Origin of the sequence: Poseidonocella sedimentorum, from assembly GCF_900116005.1 — a bacterium.
In the GTDB taxonomy this organism is placed as follows: domain Bacteria; phylum Pseudomonadota; class Alphaproteobacteria; order Rhodobacterales; family Rhodobacteraceae; genus Poseidonocella; species Poseidonocella sedimentorum.
The window spans coordinates 94,020-108,333 of record NZ_FOYI01000002.1 but is presented as its reverse complement, the minus strand read 5'-3'; the positions used below and the strand labels follow the sequence as shown (position 1 = coordinate 108,333).

Here is a 14,314-nt window from a genome sequence, read left to right as displayed (position 1 = left end):
GCCTGCCGCGGTTCAGCGGGCTATATAGGTGGGGCAAATTGGCGCTGCAACCATTGGCTGCGAGGTTGAGGAGCAATTCCGACATGAATCTGACAGAAAGCGCGGTGTGGAGGGCGTGAATGGTTAAAATGCGGACGATACGAGGGTTCGAGATCCATGACGGGCGCCTGTCGCGGACCGAGCAGGAGCGCTGGATCAGCGCCCTGCGCGAGGTGATTTCCAAGGCCCCGCTCTATGCGCCCGTGACGCGGTGGGGCAAGCCGATGAGCGTGCGGATGACATCGGCGGGGGCGTTCGGCTGGTACACCGATCGCCGCGGGTATCGCTACGAGCCGCGCCATCCCGATGGCCAGCCGTGGCCGCCGATTCCGCAGGTGGCGCTGGAGCTATGGGAGGCGCTTGTTCCCGGCGGGCGGCATCCGGAATGCTGCCTGATCAACCACTACCGCGAGGGCGCGCGCATGGGCCTGCATCAGGACCGGGACGAGGCGGATTTCTCCTGGCCGGTGGTGTCGGTCTCGCTCGGCGCCCCGGCGCTGTTTCGCATCGGCAATGTCGAGCGGGGCGGGCCGACGGAATCGGTCTGGCTCAACTCGGGCGACGTGGTGGTGATGGGCGGCGAGGCGCGGCTGCGTCACCACGGGATCGACCGGATCAAGCCGGATGCGTCCGATCTTCTGCCCGAAGGGGGGCGGTTCAACGTGACGATGCGGGTCGTGACCTGACGGGCGTCAGTTCAGCGCGCAGCAGCCCGACAGAAGGCGCGTCCCGTTCGGATCGCGCCGCAGGAGATCGATGCTCAGCCCGAAGCCCAGATCCGACATGCCGTCCGAGCAGCTGCCCTTGCGCAGGATCGCATCGAACCGCGCGTCGCCCGATGCCGCGCTGAAATGCGCCACGTCCGCCCGGTTGGCCGAACGGATCGCGGCGCTGCCCTCAAGTGCCAAGGCCTCGGCCCCGGGTCTCTCGAACCGGAGCGCCCCGTTTGCTGCGCGGCTGAGCGACCAGAAGGGCTCCGTCCCGTGACAGATCACGGGATGGTCCGGGAAGGCCGCACCCTCTTGCCGCGTCATGAACCGCGCCGAGACCCAGGCCGGCGCGCCGTCGAAATTGATCCGCAGCCAGTCGCCCTCCCGCCCGAGCACTTCGATCCGCGTCGCATCATAGACCAGATCGCCGCGATCGGCATGGGCCGTCCCCGGCCCGGCGCGGATGTTGAGCACATCGCCCGACGAGACGCCGGTCACGTCATAGAGCGCCGGAAACTCCGCCCATGCGGCCACACCAAAAAGGGACAGCCACGCGGCCAACACAAGCGCCCTCACCGCCGCGCCTCCCAGCTTGGCGAGACGTGCTGGCGCGTGAAGAACTCGGCGATGAGGCCAAGGGTCAGGAGCGTGAGCGTCAGGTAGATCGGGTATTCGATCGACGAATTATGCGGAAAGTAGTTGTTGAACACGAAGCCGCGCGCCTGATCGATGGTGTGGAAGAGCGGGTTCCAGTCGAACATCGCGACCATGTAGCCGGGCAGGGCATTGGCCACGAACATCTTGCCCGAGGCGATCATGTTGGCGCGGCGATAGAGCATCGAAATCTTGCCGACGATCCCCGGCGCCCAGGGTTTGAACGCCATCAGCAACAGCCCCACCGAACAGCCCGAGGCCCAGGCCAGCAGGAACATCCCGAAGGCGCCGATCATGTCATCGATGTAAATCGGAGTCACGGCGGTGTGGTAGATGAAGAGCAGGCTGACGACGGTCAGGACCTGCAGGTAGAGATTCGCGAGCGCGGCGCCGGAGATGGTGATGGCGGTGTTGAGCGGCGCGTGCTGGAGCATGCCGTCCATCGGCCCGTCAGCCCCGGTGATCGCGCTGATCGCGCCGTTATGGGTCAGGAAGAGGAAGATCCCCGAGGCGAGATAGAGCATGAAATCGCCGCGCAACCCGGCCGAGCGCAGGCCGAGAAGCTGGAAGAACAGGTAGAAGACCGCGAGCATGATCAGCGCGCGGGTGACCGCCGAGAGGATCGCGAGGATCGCGTTGCCGTTCTTTTGCCGGATCTCGCGCACGGCGACGTGAAAGATGAGTTCCATCGTCGCGATGGTGGCGGAGACCGGGCCGCGGGGCTTGGAATGCTGGAACATGGCTGGCGTCTGTCACCGATCCTGCGGAGGCGGGGCAAGGGGTTTCTTGCCGTTCCCGTCGGGGAGGATCATAAAGACCGCAACAGGCAATGGCAATTCTGACACGACCCCAAGGAGATCGCCGTGAATTTCGAAACACTTGTGAGTGTGATGCGCCGGCTTGCGCTGGAGGCGGGCGACAAGATCATGGAGATCTACGAGGCCGATGATTTCGAGGTAAAGACCAAATCCGACGCGAGCCCGGTGACCGAGGCCGACGAGGCGGCCGATGCGCTGATCTCGGCGGGGCTGCGCGAGGCGTTTCCCGATGTCGATCTCGTGACCGAGGAACAGGCCGAGAGCCATGCCGGCGCGGGCCGGACCTTCCTCATCGTCGATCCGCTCGACGGGACCAAGGAATTCATCAAGCGCCGCGGTGATTTCACCGTCAACATCGCCTATGTCGAAAACGGCGTGCCGCTGCGCGGGGTGGTCTATGCGCCCGCCAAGGGCCGCATGTTCTACACCACCCCCACCGGCACGTCGGTCGAGGAGACCGGCCCCTTCTCGCCCGACACGCCGGGTGAAACGACGCCGATTTCCGTCCGGTCCTCGGACAATTCGGCGCTGCTGGTGGTGGCCTCCAAATCGCACCGCGATGAGGCGACGGATGAGTATATCGCCAAGTACAAGGTCGAGGACATGAAGAGCGCGGGCTCGTCGCTCAAGTTCTGCCTCGTGGCGGCGGGTGAGGCCGATCTCTACCCGCGCCTTGGCCGGACGATGGAATGGGATACCGCCGCCGGTCATGCGGTCCTGCTCGGGGCGGGGGGGCGCGTGGTGCGCTTCGATGATCTGACCCCTCTGGTCTATGGCAAGGACGGGCATGCCAACCCCTTCTTCATCGCCTATGCGCCCGATGTCGAGCTCCACGATCCAGACTGATCCCGGCGCCGCGCGGCCGGTTTCGGTCGTTGTGGTGAGCCGGGGGCGTCCACTCTGGCTGCGGCGATGCCTTCTGTCGCTGTCGCAGCAGGACGACCGGAATTTCGAGCTTGTCGTGGTGGCCGATGCTCCCGGCCTCGTGGTCGCGCGGACCTTGCCATTCGCGCGCCATGTGAAGTTTCTGGCCAATGACGGGGTCAATCTCTCGGCGGCGCGCAATGCCGGGATCGCGGCGGCGGCGGGCGCGGTCGTGGCCTTCATCGACGATGACGCGGCGGCCGAGCCCACGTGGCTATCGCGGCTGGTCGCGCCGATCCGTGCCGGACGGGCCGAGGCCGCAACCGGATTCACCCGGGGTCGCAACGGGATCAGCCTGCAATGGGGCGCGGCGCGCGTCGATATGAGCGGGGCGGATCGCCCCCTGCCGCTGGGCGAGGGCGAGGGCGTGTTCGCACCCACCGCAGACGGCGCGGTCAAGCTGCACGGCACCAACATGGCGATATCGCGCAAATCGCTGCGTGCGCTGGGCGGGTTCGATCCGGCCTATCGGTTCTACCTTGAGGACGCGGATCTGTCGCTCCGGTTGGCCATGGCCGGCGCGCGGGTGGCGGTGGTGCCCGGCGCACAGGTGCAGCACGGTTTCGCCCCCAGCGCGCGCCGCCAGGCCGACCGAGCGCCGCGCGATCTGCGGGAAATCGGGGCGAGCGAGGCGGTGTTTCTCCGGCGCCACGGCGCGCGAGAGACGCGCGGCATCGTTCAGGACGCCCGCGAGGCCGCACAGCGCCGCCGCCTTCTGGCCTGGCTTCAGCGCGGCGGGCTCGATCCCATGGACCTGCGCCGGCTCATGGCGGGGTATCGCGCGGGCTGGCAGGAGGGGCTCAGCCGCCGCCTCGCCCCGCTCGCCCCGCTTGAGGATGACCCGCCCGCCTTCCAGCCGATGCCCGGGATCTGGGGCCCGGCCGTGCATCTCAGCGGCCGGCTCTGGCACCGACGGCGGCTCCTGAAAGAGGCCCGGGCCCGCGCGGCACGGGGCGAACGGGTCAGCCTGCTGCTGATCTCGCGCTCCACCCTGTGGCACCGCGAACGCTTCGACGACAGCGGCGTCTGGATCCAGAGCGGCGGGCTCTGGGGCCGGTCCGATCGCACGGATCCGCTCGTGGCGCTGCAACGCTTCGGCACCCGCGCGCGCCGCGAACGCGCCCGCATCGCCGATGTCCGGGGGCTCGGCTGAGTCCTGTGCGGGCCGCCCGTTGGCCCTTCTCCGCGCCCGGAAATCGTCAACTTTTTTGCGGTACTCACGGCGGTCAACCCCGTCTATAGTCCCGTAGACCCACTCAGAACCCTTCGAAGGATGTCAACGGCACATGGCGCAGCGCAAGAAAGTCACCAAGGCAATTTTCCCCGTCGCGGGGCTCGGGACGCGGTTCCTGCCGGCAACGAAATCGGTCCCCAAGGAGATCATGACGCTGGTCGACAAACCGCTCGTGCAATACGCCATCGACGAGGCGCGCGCCGCCGGGATCACCGAGTTCATCTTCGTGACGTCCCGCGGCAAAGGCGCGCTGGAGGACTACTTCGACTATGCGCCGCAGCTCGAACAGGAGCTGATCCGCAAGGGCAAGACCGACCTGCTGGAGGCGCTGGAAAACACCAATATGGAATCCGGGGCGACCGCCTATATCCGCCAGCACAAGCCCCTCGGGCTGGGTCATGCGGTCTGGTGCGCGCGGCGGCTTATCGGGGATGAACCCTTTGCCGTCATGTTGCCCGATGATGTGATCGCGGCCGAAAAGCCCTGCCTGCAACAGATGGTCGAAGCCTATGAGGAAACCGGCGGCAGCATGGTCGCCGCGATGGAAGTGCCCCGCGACAAGACCAGCGCCTACGGCGTGCTCGACGTGCGCGAGGATCGCGGATCCATCGTCTCGGTCAACGGCATGGTCGAAAAGCCCAAGGCCGAGGATGCGCCCTCCAACCTCGCCGTGATCGGGCGCTACGTGCTGGATCCCAGCGTTCTGGAAAACCTCAACGACATGAAGACCGGCGCCGGCGGGGAGATCCAGCTGACCGACGCCATCGCCAAGGAAATCCAGACAGATCGCGGCGTGTTCGGCTTCCGCTTCAACGGCCAGCGTTTCGATTGCGGCTCCAAGGCCGGGTTCCTTCAGGCCACGGTCGCCTTCGGCCTTGCCCGAGAAGACCTGCGCGATGATCTGATGTCCTACCTGCAGGATCTCTTCGCCGCGGAAAAAGCAGCGCAATAGGCTCATCCATGACCAATATCCTCGTGACCGGCGGCGCGGGCTACATCGGCTCCCACGCTTGCAAGGCGCTCGCGGCGGCGGGCTACACCCCCGTCACCTTCGACAATTTCAGCACCGGCTGGCGCGATGCCGTCAAGTTCGGCCCGGCGGTCGAGGGCGATCTGCGCGACCGCGCGGCGCTCGATGCGGCCTTCGCCGAGTACCGGCCCGCGGCGGTCATGCATTTCGCCGCGCTGAGCCTCGTGGGCGAGAGCATGAAGGATCCGGGCCTTTACTGGCGCAACAACGTGCTCGGCTCGCTCACCCTGATCGAGGCCGCCGCCGCGGCAGGCTGCGCGCGGTTCGTCTTTTCGTCGACCTGCGCCACCTATGGCGATCAGGACAACGTCGTGCTCGACGAGGACAGCGCACAGCACCCGATCAATGCCTACGGCGCCTCCAAACGCGCGATCGAGGACATCCTGCGCGATTTCGAGGGCTCACACGGGCTGCGCCATGTCATCTTTCGCTACTTCAACGTCGCCGGCGCCGATGAGGCGGGCGAGGTGGGCGAGTTTCACCAGCCCGAGACGCATCTCATCCCGCTCATGCTCGACGCCATCGACGGCAAACGCGATGCGCTCACCGTGTTCGGCACGGATTACGACACGCCCGACGGCACCTGCATCCGCGACTATGTGCATGTGAGCGATCTGGTCGATGCGCATGTTCTCGGCCTGCGCTGGCTGGAGGAGGGCAAGGAAAGCCGGGTCTTCAACCTCGGGACGGGCAGCGGCTTTTCGGTGCGCGAAGTGATCGAGGCCTCGCGGGCCGTCACCAACCGCGATGTGCCCCATACCATCGGCCCGCGCCGTCCCGGCGATTGCACGCGGCTTGTGTCCGGCTCGCGCCGGGCGGAGACGGAGCTTGGCTGGCGGCCGGAGCGGTCGCAGCTCAACAGGATGATCGCCGATGCCTGGCGCTGGCACCAGAACGGGCATTACGAGCGGTAGCGCGCCCCCGCTGCTGCTGGACGTGACCCGTCTGGTCAGCCGCGCGGGCCGCCGACCCACCGGCATCGACCGTGTGGAACGCGCCTATCTCGACCGGTTCCTGCGCGAAGAGGCGCCCGTCTTCGGGCTCATCCGCAGCGCTCTGGGCTATCTTCTCATCGACCGGCGCGGGATGGCGCGGCTGGCGGCGGCGTTCGACGGGCAGTCGTGGGGGCGGCCCGATCTTCTCTCGCGGCTGAGCTGGCGCGGCCAGCCCGCGCGGCAGGGCCTGGAGGCCGAGATGCGCCGGGCCGCGATTGCGCGGGCGCGCCCCGGCAAGCTCCGCACCATGCTCGGCGCCCATCTTGCCCCCGGCACGCGCTACTACAATGTCGGACACAGCAACCTCAGCGCGCGGGTGCTCACCGCGCTTGGCGCCATCGGGGCGCAGCGCCGGGTGATGATTCACGACACCATCCCGCTCGATCTGCCGCAGACGCAGGCGCCCGGCGCCACGGCCCGGTTCGAGGCAATGCTGCGCCGCGTGGGTGCGGCTGCCGATCTGGTGATTTACCCCTCGGAGCACAGCCGCCGCTGCGCGGAGACGCGGTTGCGGGCCTTAGGCCGCGTGCCGCCGGGCTGCGTGGCCAGGCTCGGGGTCACGCCGCTGACGCCGAATCGCTCGGAGCTGCCTCCGGGGTTCCCGCCCGAGGGGCCGTATTTCGTCGCTCTCGGCACCATCGAGCCGCGCAAGAATCACGCGTTCCTGCTCGATCTGTGGGAGGAGATGGCGCGCCGCGACCCAGAGGACCTGCCTCGGCTGATCTTCGCCGGTGCGCGCGGATGGGCCCAGCCGGAGCTCTTTGCGCGGCTCGACTCCGCGCCGCCCTCCTGGCTGTACGAATGCGCCGGCCTGAGCGACGATTCCATTGCGTTTCTTCTGCAAAACGCCGCCGGCTTGCTGTTCCCCAGCTTGGGCGAAGGGGTCGGCCTGCCGCCGGTCGAAGCGCTCGGTCTTGGTTGTCCGGTGATCGCGGCCGATTTGCCGGCGGTGCGGGAATATGCTGGAAACATGGTTGTTTACCGTAACGTAAAATCCCCTTACGCTTGGGAACGTGCTATCAAGGCGCTTAGGAAGACGCTTGGGGGAACGGAGTTTTCAGAACGCGTGGCGCCGGCAGGTTGGTCGGCACCTTGTTGGGATGCACACTTCAGCATCACGTTATCACGCGTCTGCTGACCGACCTTTCAAGCGACGTGTGAGAGTTGAATTGGTTTGAGTTTGCTGCAGTCTTATCGCCTTAGACTGGCCAGACAGCGTTGGCGGATGCGCGCGATGCGCAAGTCGTCCGAGCTGGAGGCCGTCCATATCCGGACATCGCGGATCCGCGACGAGGATATCCTGTGTTGCGCCACCTTGCGCAACGAGCTCGATCGGCTCCCGTATTTCCTGAAATACTACCGCGAGCTCGGGATCGGTCATTTCCTCATCGTCGACAATGGCTCCGATGACGGCTCGACCGAATACCTCGCCCAACAGGCCGATGTCTCGCTCTGGTCCACCGGCGCGAGCTACAAGGCGGCGCGCTTCGGCATGGACTGGATGAACCGGCTGCTCAGTCGCTACGGCCACAACCACTGGACGCTCACCGTCGATCCGGACGAGTTCTTCGTCTACCCGTTCTGCGACAGCCGCGATCTGCGCGCGCTGACCCACTGGCTCGATGCTTCCAGCATCCGGTCCTTCAGCGCCATGCTGCTCGATCTCTACCCCCGCGCGGCGGTCGGCGAGACGCGCTACGTCCCCGGCCAGGACCCGGTCGCCGCCACCGGCTGGTTCGACGCGGGCAACTACACGATCAAGCGCAATGAGCTTTACGGCAACCTCTGGATCCAGGGCGGCGTCCGCGCCCGCACGCTCTTCACCGAAGACCCCTACCGCGCCCCCGCCCTCAACAAGATCCCGCTGGTGAAGTGGCACCGCCGCAATGTCTATGTCAGCTCGACTCACAGCCTCCTGCCCCGAGGGCTCAACCGCGTCTACGATGAGTGGGGCGGCGAAAAGGCGAGCGGCGTTTTGCTGCACACCAAGTTTCTCGACGTGTTCGAAACCAAGGCGCGCGAGGAGATCGACCGGCAGCAGCACTACGCGGACGGGTTCGAATACCGCGCCTATGCGGACCGGCTCCGGCAAAGGCCGTCCTTCTGGTGCGACATGTCGGAGCGCTATTCGGGCTGGCAACAGCTTGATAGCCTTGGCCTGATGTCGCGGGGGAATTGGGCATGAGCGTCGGTTTTGTCATGCTGGTGCATGGGGATGTGGCGCGCGCGGGACAGGTCGCGCGGCATCTCGCGGCGCAAGGCGCGCCGGTGGTCATCCATCTGGACAAACGCATGTCCGAGGCAGAGATCGCGCCCCTGCGCCGGCGGCTGACGGGGATGGAACGTGTCGTTTTCAGCGAACGCCACGCCTGCGAATGGGGCAGCTGGGGCCTGACGCGCGCCACGCAGGAGGCCGCGGCGCTTTTGCTGCGGCGCTTTGCCGGAGTGGATCGCGTTTTCCTGACCTCCGGCGCCTGCATGCCCCTGCGGCCGGTCGCCGAGCTCGAGGCCTTCCTCAAGGACCACCCGGACACCGATTTCATCGAAAGCGCGTCCACCGCGGACGTCCCCTGGGCGGTTGGCGGGCTGCATGACGAGCGGTTCAAGTTCTTCTTCCCGGTGTCTTGGAAAAAACGGCGCGGGCTGTTCGATGCCGCGGTGCGCCTGCAACGCCGCCTTGGCCTGCGCCGCACCCTGCCCGACGGGCTCGTCCCGCACATGGGCAGCCAGTGGTGGTGCCTCACCCGCGAGACGTTGACGCGCATCCTCACCGATCCGCGCCGCGAGCGGTTCGACCGGTTTTTCCGTTGGGTCTGGATCCCCGACGAGAGCTATTTCCAGAGCCTCGCGCGGCGACATGCGCGCAAGCTCCAGAGCCGCTCGCTCACGCTCACCAAGTTCGACTTCCAAGGCAAGCCGCACATCTTCTATGATGATCATTTCGAGCTGCTGCGCGACTCCGGCTTCTTTTTCGCCCGCAAGATATGGCCCGGCGCCGAGGCGCTCTACGCGCGGTTCCTTTCGGCCAAACCGCCCCTCGCCCGGCCCGAACGCGAGAGCCCGGGGCGGGTGGCCCGCGTGTTCGACCGCGCCCGCGCGCGCCGGACAGAAGGTCGGCCGGGGCTCTACATGCAAAGCAGCTTCCCCCATGGCTTCCTCAACGCGCAGAAAACGCCCGGCCCCTACGCGGTATTTTCCGGGTTTGACGATGTCTTCCCCGAGTTTCAGGACTGGGCGGCGCGCAGCGCGGGGCAGCATGCCCATGGCCACCTTTTTGCCCCGAACCGGGCGGAATTTGCCGGGGGCGGGCGCGTCTACGACGGGGCGCTGAGCGACAATGCGCGGCTGCGCGACTACAATCCCAAGGCGTTTCTGACCAACGTGTTGTGGAACGCGCAGGAGCGGCCGCACAGTTTCCTCCACGGGCCCGAAGACAAGCAGGACATCGCCGATTTCTTTGCGCAGGACGCGCGCGCCCATGTGTTCGTGATCACCGGGGCCTGGGCCATCTCGCTCTGCGCGACCGGCCAGACGGCGCAGGAGTTGCGCACACAGGCCGCCTGGCTGCAGAAGACCGAGGCGCGATTCCTCGACCGGCTCCACAACCGCGACACTCAGGCCCAGATCCACATCTGGACGCTGGCCGAATTCCTCGCCCGGCCGATGGACCGGTTGCAGGGGGTGCTTGAGGACATCGCGACGCCCCAGCTGCGCCGGCTGACCGAAGTACCGCGGCTCGCGGATCTGTCCCGTTTGCCGCAATTCCTTCAGGACTTGAAAAACATGGGCATGCACCCGTACCTTACCGGGGATTTCGCGGAAGGCATGGCCGAGGTGGTGACGGACGCGGAGCGCATAACGGCAGCTGGCAACGGATAGACAATGCGCAAGGCGTTCGAGTATTTCGTGCTGTTCGCCGACATGCGCACCGGGTCGAACTTCCTCGAAGCCAATCTCAATGGCTTTGATGGGCTGACCAGTCACGGCGAGGCGTTTAATCCGCAATTCATCGGCGCGCCAGGGCGCGGCGAGCTTCTGGGCATCAGCCGCGCGGCGCGCGATGCCGATCCGCTGACCCTGCTCGCGGCGATCAGGAACCGGCCTGGGGAAATCGCGGGGTTTCGCTATTTCCACGATCATGATCCGCGCGTGCTGGAGCCGGTGCTGGACGATGCGCGCTGCGCCAAGATCGTGCTGACGCGGAGCCCGGTGGAGAGCTATGTCTCGCTCAAGATCGCCGAGCAGACCGGGCAATGGCGGCTCACGCAGGTCTCGCAGCGCAAGGCCGGCCGGATCCGGTTCGACGCGGGCGAGTTCGAGCGCCAGCGCGCGGCCCAGGCCGGGTTTCATGCCGAGCTGCTGCGGGGGCTGAAGCTTCGCGGCCAGACCGCGTTTCACATCCGCTATGACGAACTGCACGATATCGACGTGATCAACGGCCTCGCGCGGTTTCTCGGGGTCGCGACGCCCCGGACGGCGCTTGACCGCAAGACCAAGATCCAGAACCCCGGCCCGCTATCCGACAAGGTGGAGAACCCCGCCGAGATGGAAGCGGCACTTGCGCGCTATGACTGGTTCGACCTCGACCAGCGCCCGGATTTCGAGACCGAGCGCAGCGCGGCGGTGCGCGATTACGTGGTGAGCGAGGGGGCGGGGCTCGTCTTCATGCCGGTGCGGTCGGGGCCGGAGGAGAGTGTCAGGCGCTGGCTTGCCGCAATGGACGGCGCGCCGCTTCGGGAGGGGTTGTCGCAAAAGGAATTGCGCCAGTGGAAGCGGCAGCGGGCGGGGCATCGGAGCTTCACCGTGCTGCGCCACCCGGTCGCCCGGGCCTATCGCGCGTTCCATCAGCGGCTTCTGCCGGGCGGGCCCGAGAGCGCCGAGACGATGATCGAAAACCTGCGCGAGCACCACGGCATCCCGCTTGTCGACGGGCTGCGCGGTGGGGCCGATCCGGAGCGGCTGCGCGCGGCCTTCCTTGCGTTTCTCGGCTGGCTCCCGGAGGCACTGAACGGGCAGACGGCGCTCCGGCCCGATGCGCATTGGGCCAGCCAGTCACGGCTGTTGCAGGGGTTCGCGCGCTTTGCGCCGCCCGATGCGATTTTGCGGGAGGACGACCTGCCGGAGGCACTGCCGCAACTGGCGCGGACCACCGGCCAGACGGCGCCGGAGTGGTCGCCGACGGACGGCGAGAGTGCGGTGGCGCAGGGGCTGGCGGCGATCTACGACAGCGACATCGAGCGCGCGGTGCGCGCCGCCTATCCGCGGGATTTCATGATGTTTGGCTTCGGGCCGTGGCGGGCCTGACCAGCGGGCGTCGCGCGGCTCAGGCGGCCTGAGACGCGGGCCCTTCGGTCAGGATCGCATGGAGCGTGGCCGGGTCGGCATTGGCGCGCAGCTTGGCGCAGACCGATTTGTCCCGCATCGTCCGCGAGACCAGAGCCAGCGCCTTGAGATGCTCCACATTGGACGGCTCGGGCGCGAAGAGCGCAAAGATCAGGTCAACCGGCAGGCGATCGACCGAGCCGAAGTCAACCGGCTTTTCGATGCGCAAAAACACGCCGTGTATCTTGTCGCAGCCGTTGACCCGCGCATGGGGCAGGGCAACACCGTTGCCCACGCCCGTCGGCCCAAGGGATTCACGGTCCATCAGAGCCTCAAGCACGCGGGTGCTGTCATAGCCATAGCAATCGTGCGCCATTTCAGCGAGATCCTGAAACAGCCGTTTCTTGCTCGACACCGCGTGCATGATCTTGACAGCATCGCTGCCCAATAGACTGGATAAATCCATAGTGCCTTCTTTTTGTTGCCTGCTGCAGTCTGCTCAAGCGTTTGCCGCGTCGATCCAGCCGATATTTCCGTCGTCGCGCCGGTATACCACGTTCACGCCACTGTTGCCTTCGTTCTTGAACACGAGCACAGGGGCGCCAGCCAACTCCATTTGCATCACAGCCTCTCCCACTGAAAGAGATGGTACCTTGGTCTGCATCTCTGCGACAATGATCGGCTGGAGTGTTTCTGGCTCGGTCTCGTCAGATTCGGTTTCAGAGGCGAGGATATAGGCAGATGCGCCAAAGACTTCAACCGGCTGGGAGCGCTCTTTGTGATGGTCCTTCAGGCGCCGTTTGTACCGTCTGAGTTGTTTTTCCATCTTGGTCGCGCAGCTGTCGAATGCGGCATAGATCTCGTGGGCGTGCGCCTTGGCCTGGGCCGTGAGGCCGGTGGACAGGTGCACCACCGTTTCGCAAACAAACTCCGCGCCGCTCTTTGAGAAGATGATCGTCGCATCCGTGGGGCGGCCTGCGTATTTCTGAACGATCTCGTCGAGCTCGGATTTGACGTGTGTCTGCAACGCGGCACCCACGTCGATTTGTTTGCCAGTGATCTGATAGCGCATGCGGTCTCCCTTTCCGGTTTTTGTGCGTGACGGGCCGATGCCGTACGCCGCTCGTTTGGTTAATGTCGGGATGAGGCGAAGGGGGACGCGGACAGGCCAACGCTCGAAGGGGGCGCCGGGAGGCGCGAGACGGTGATCGAGTGAGGGTCATGTCTGAGTCCCATACACGCATTTGGCGATAAACCCGTGGCCTCTGTCAACACCGACGGCGGAGCGTACGGTCGATGGCGGGCGCGGGCAGGGGGGCGTGCGTCGGGCGCGGGCGGTCCCGGGGCGCGGTCAGGAAATGCGGAAATCCTGCCCCAGATAGACACGGCGGACATTGTCATCGCGCACCACCTCATCGGGGCTCCCGCTCATCAGCACGTGGCCGTCATGCAGGATATAGGCGCGGTCGACGATCTCCAGCGTTTCGCGCACATTATGGTCCGTGATCAACACGCCGATTCCGCGCTTCTTGAGGTCCGCGACGAGGAAGCGGATATCGCCGACGCTGATCGGATCGACCCCGGCGAAGGGCTCGTCGAGCAGAAGGTATTTGGGGTTGGCGGCAAGGCACCGCGCGATCTCGACCCGCCGCCGCTCGCCGCCCGAGAGCGCGAGGGCAGGGGCGCGGCGCAGATGTTCGATCGAGAATTCCGACAGCAGCTCTTCGAGCCGTTCGCGCCGTTTGTGGCGCTCGCGCTCGGAGATGTCGAGAATCGCGGCGATGTTGTCTTCAACCGAGAGCCCCCGGAAAATCGACATTTCCTGCGGCAAATAGCCGATCCCGAGCCGCGCGCGGCGGTACATCGGCAGGCGCGAGGCGTCGATTCCGTCGATCAGGACCTGCCCGCTGTCGGGCACAACCAGCCCGGCGATGGAGTAGAACGTGGTCGTCTTGCCCGAGCCGTTGGGGCCGAGCAGCCCGACCACTTCGCCGCGCGCCAGTTCCATCGACACATCGCGGATCACCAGCCGCTTCTTGTAGCTCTTGCGCAGGTTGGAAATGCGCAGGCCGGCGTCGCCGTCGGTCACGGTGAATCCATCGGCGGGCATCAGTTCTCGCCGGTTTGCAGGATCGTGCGCACGCGGCCGTCCATCTGCGCGGTGCCGTCGTCGAGGTTGATCGTGGCGCGTTCCGATACGAGGCTGCTGCGGCCTTGCGTCATCAACACGTTGCCGGTGAGCAGCACCGTGCCGGCCTCCACCGAATAATCCGCCCGGTCCGCCTCGGCGGCCTCGTCGCCGCTCACCATCGTGACGCCGCCCGTCGCGATCAGCCGGTCGATCCCGGAGCGATCCGCGAGGTAGATGACCTCCACCCGCGGTGCGGCGAGGCGCATGTCGTTCTGGGCGATGACCACGTTGCCGGAGAAGACGGCGGTATCGGAGGCGTCGTTTATGCTCAGCTCATCGGAGACGATTTCCACCGGCGCATCGGCGTCGCGCTCCATCGTGCCGAAGGCGATCGTCGTGCCCTGCGCCAAAGCCGCGCCGCCGAAAAGCGCCGCGCCGAATACCAATGTTGCCAAGC

At 66.3% G+C, this 14,314-nt stretch carries 15 protein-coding genes; 9 read left to right on the top strand and 6 right to left on the bottom strand.

From position 1 onward, the window contains the following. The first annotated feature begins 119 nt into the window (after positions 1-119). Positions 120-725 (top strand): alpha-ketoglutarate-dependent dioxygenase AlkB family protein, encoded by a 606-nt coding sequence (locus BM353_RS03510; protein ID WP_092076699.1) that lies wholly within the window; start codon positions 120-122, stop codon positions 723-725. Positions 726-731: 6 nt separating this feature from the next. Here BM353_RS03510 and BM353_RS03505 read toward each other — a convergent pair whose 3' ends face one another. Both BM353_RS03505 and BM353_RS03500 read right to left on the bottom strand, forming a co-directional pair. Further along, positions 732-1,310 carry an SH3 domain-containing protein gene (locus BM353_RS03505; protein WP_177220444.1) on the bottom strand — a complete coding sequence of 193 codons (579 nt, stop codon included), beginning with the start codon at positions 1,308-1,310 and terminating at the stop codon, positions 732-734. An 11-nt stretch (positions 1,311-1,321) separates the two neighbouring features. Then, positions 1,322-2,143 carry an ABC transporter permease gene (locus tag BM353_RS03500; RefSeq protein ID WP_092076695.1) on the bottom strand — a complete coding sequence of 274 codons (822 nt, stop codon included), beginning with the start codon at positions 2,141-2,143 and terminating at the stop codon, positions 1,322-1,324. A gap of 123 nt (positions 2,144-2,266) precedes the next feature. Between BM353_RS03500 and cysQ the strand changes: the two genes are divergently transcribed. The 8 genes from cysQ to BM353_RS03460 all read left to right on the top strand — a co-directional run bounded on the left by cysQ (position 2,267) and on the right by BM353_RS03460 (position 11,708). Beyond that, positions 2,267-3,067 (top strand): 3'(2'),5'-bisphosphate nucleotidase CysQ, encoded by an 801-nt coding sequence (gene cysQ, locus BM353_RS03495; protein WP_092076693.1) that lies wholly within the window; start codon positions 2,267-2,269, stop codon positions 3,065-3,067. Then, positions 3,042-4,298, top strand: coding sequence for a glycosyltransferase family 2 protein (locus BM353_RS03490; RefSeq protein ID WP_092076691.1), 1,257 nt, complete (start codon positions 3,042-3,044; stop codon positions 4,296-4,298). Before cysQ ends, BM353_RS03490 begins: the two co-directional genes overlap by 26 nt. Before the next feature lie 133 nt (positions 4,299-4,431). Beyond that, positions 4,432-5,331, top strand: a complete 900-nt coding sequence (gene galU, locus BM353_RS03485; protein ID WP_092076689.1) for a UTP--glucose-1-phosphate uridylyltransferase GalU — start codon at positions 4,432-4,434, stop codon at positions 5,329-5,331. A gap of 8 nt (positions 5,332-5,339) precedes the next feature. After that, a complete protein-coding gene (galE, locus tag BM353_RS03480) occupies positions 5,340-6,323 on the top strand; it encodes a UDP-glucose 4-epimerase GalE (protein WP_092076687.1) in 984 nt (327 codons plus the stop codon). Continuing rightward, a complete protein-coding gene (locus BM353_RS03475) occupies positions 6,283-7,542 on the top strand; it encodes a glycosyltransferase family 4 protein (RefSeq protein ID WP_092076685.1) in 1,260 nt (419 codons plus the stop codon). Before galE ends, BM353_RS03475 begins: the two co-directional genes overlap by 41 nt. A 36-nt stretch (positions 7,543-7,578) precedes the next feature. Then, on the top strand, positions 7,579-8,589 hold the full coding sequence (locus BM353_RS03470; RefSeq protein ID WP_092076683.1) for a glycosyltransferase family 2 protein: 1,011 nt from the start codon (positions 7,579-7,581) through the stop codon (positions 8,587-8,589). Then, positions 8,586-10,283, top strand: coding sequence for a DUF5927 domain-containing protein (locus BM353_RS03465; RefSeq protein WP_092076681.1), 1,698 nt, complete (start codon positions 8,586-8,588; stop codon positions 10,281-10,283). The genes BM353_RS03470 and BM353_RS03465 overlap by 4 nt, the downstream gene beginning before the upstream one ends. Positions 10,284-10,286: 3 nt before the next feature. Beyond that, positions 10,287-11,708 (top strand): FUSC family protein, encoded by a 1,422-nt coding sequence (locus BM353_RS03460; protein WP_092076680.1) that lies wholly within the window; start codon positions 10,287-10,289, stop codon positions 11,706-11,708. 19 nt (positions 11,709-11,727) lie between these two features. On the opposite strand, the gene BM353_RS03455 is transcribed toward BM353_RS03460, so the two are convergent. The 4 genes from BM353_RS03455 to BM353_RS03440 form a co-directional block, all read right to left on the bottom strand. After that, complete coding sequence (locus BM353_RS03455; RefSeq protein ID WP_092076678.1) at positions 11,728-12,192, bottom strand: PTS sugar transporter subunit IIA; 465 nt, start codon at positions 12,190-12,192, stop codon at positions 11,728-11,730. Positions 12,193-12,225: 33 nt separating this feature from the next. Then, positions 12,226-12,798, bottom strand: coding sequence for a ribosome hibernation-promoting factor, HPF/YfiA family (gene hpf / locus BM353_RS03450; protein WP_092076676.1), 573 nt, complete (start codon positions 12,796-12,798; stop codon positions 12,226-12,228). 279 nt (positions 12,799-13,077) lie between these two features. Further along, positions 13,078-13,836 (bottom strand): LPS export ABC transporter ATP-binding protein, encoded by a 759-nt coding sequence (lptB, locus tag BM353_RS03445; protein ID WP_092076674.1) that lies wholly within the window; start codon positions 13,834-13,836, stop codon positions 13,078-13,080. After that, positions 13,836-14,312: an LptA/OstA family protein gene (locus BM353_RS03440; protein WP_245759551.1), complete on the bottom strand. Its 477-nt coding sequence runs from the start codon at positions 14,310-14,312 to the stop codon at positions 13,836-13,838. Before BM353_RS03440 ends, lptB begins: the two co-directional genes overlap by 1 nt. Positions 14,313-14,314: the final 2 nt, after the last annotated feature.

Excerpts from the sequence above, each read along its gene's own strand:
- hpf (WP_092076676.1), bottom strand. The coding sequence starts at position 12,798 with ATGCGCTATCAGATCACTGGCAAACAAATCGACGTGGGTGCCGCGTTG.
- lptB (WP_092076674.1), bottom strand. The coding sequence starts at position 13,836 with ATGCCCGCCGATGGATTCACCGTGACCGACGGCGACGCCGGCCTGCGC.
- BM353_RS03490 (WP_092076691.1), top strand. The coding sequence starts at position 3,042 with ATGTCGAGCTCCACGATCCAGACTGATCCCGGCGCCGCGCGGCCGGTT.
- BM353_RS03475 (WP_092076685.1), top strand. The coding sequence starts at position 6,283 with ATGCCTGGCGCTGGCACCAGAACGGGCATTACGAGCGGTAGCGCGCCC.
- BM353_RS03455 (WP_092076678.1), bottom strand. The coding sequence starts at position 12,192 with ATGGATTTATCCAGTCTATTGGGCAGCGATGCTGTCAAGATCATGCAC.
- BM353_RS03510 (WP_092076699.1), top strand. The coding sequence starts at position 120 with ATGGTTAAAATGCGGACGATACGAGGGTTCGAGATCCATGACGGGCGC.
- galE (WP_092076687.1), top strand. The coding sequence starts at position 5,340 with ATGACCAATATCCTCGTGACCGGCGGCGCGGGCTACATCGGCTCCCAC.
- BM353_RS03460 (WP_092076680.1), top strand. The coding sequence starts at position 10,287 with ATGCGCAAGGCGTTCGAGTATTTCGTGCTGTTCGCCGACATGCGCACC.
- BM353_RS03465 (WP_092076681.1), top strand. The coding sequence starts at position 8,586 with ATGAGCGTCGGTTTTGTCATGCTGGTGCATGGGGATGTGGCGCGCGCG.
- galU (WP_092076689.1), top strand. The coding sequence starts at position 4,432 with ATGGCGCAGCGCAAGAAAGTCACCAAGGCAATTTTCCCCGTCGCGGGG.
- BM353_RS03500 (WP_092076695.1), bottom strand. The coding sequence starts at position 2,143 with ATGTTCCAGCATTCCAAGCCCCGCGGCCCGGTCTCCGCCACCATCGCG.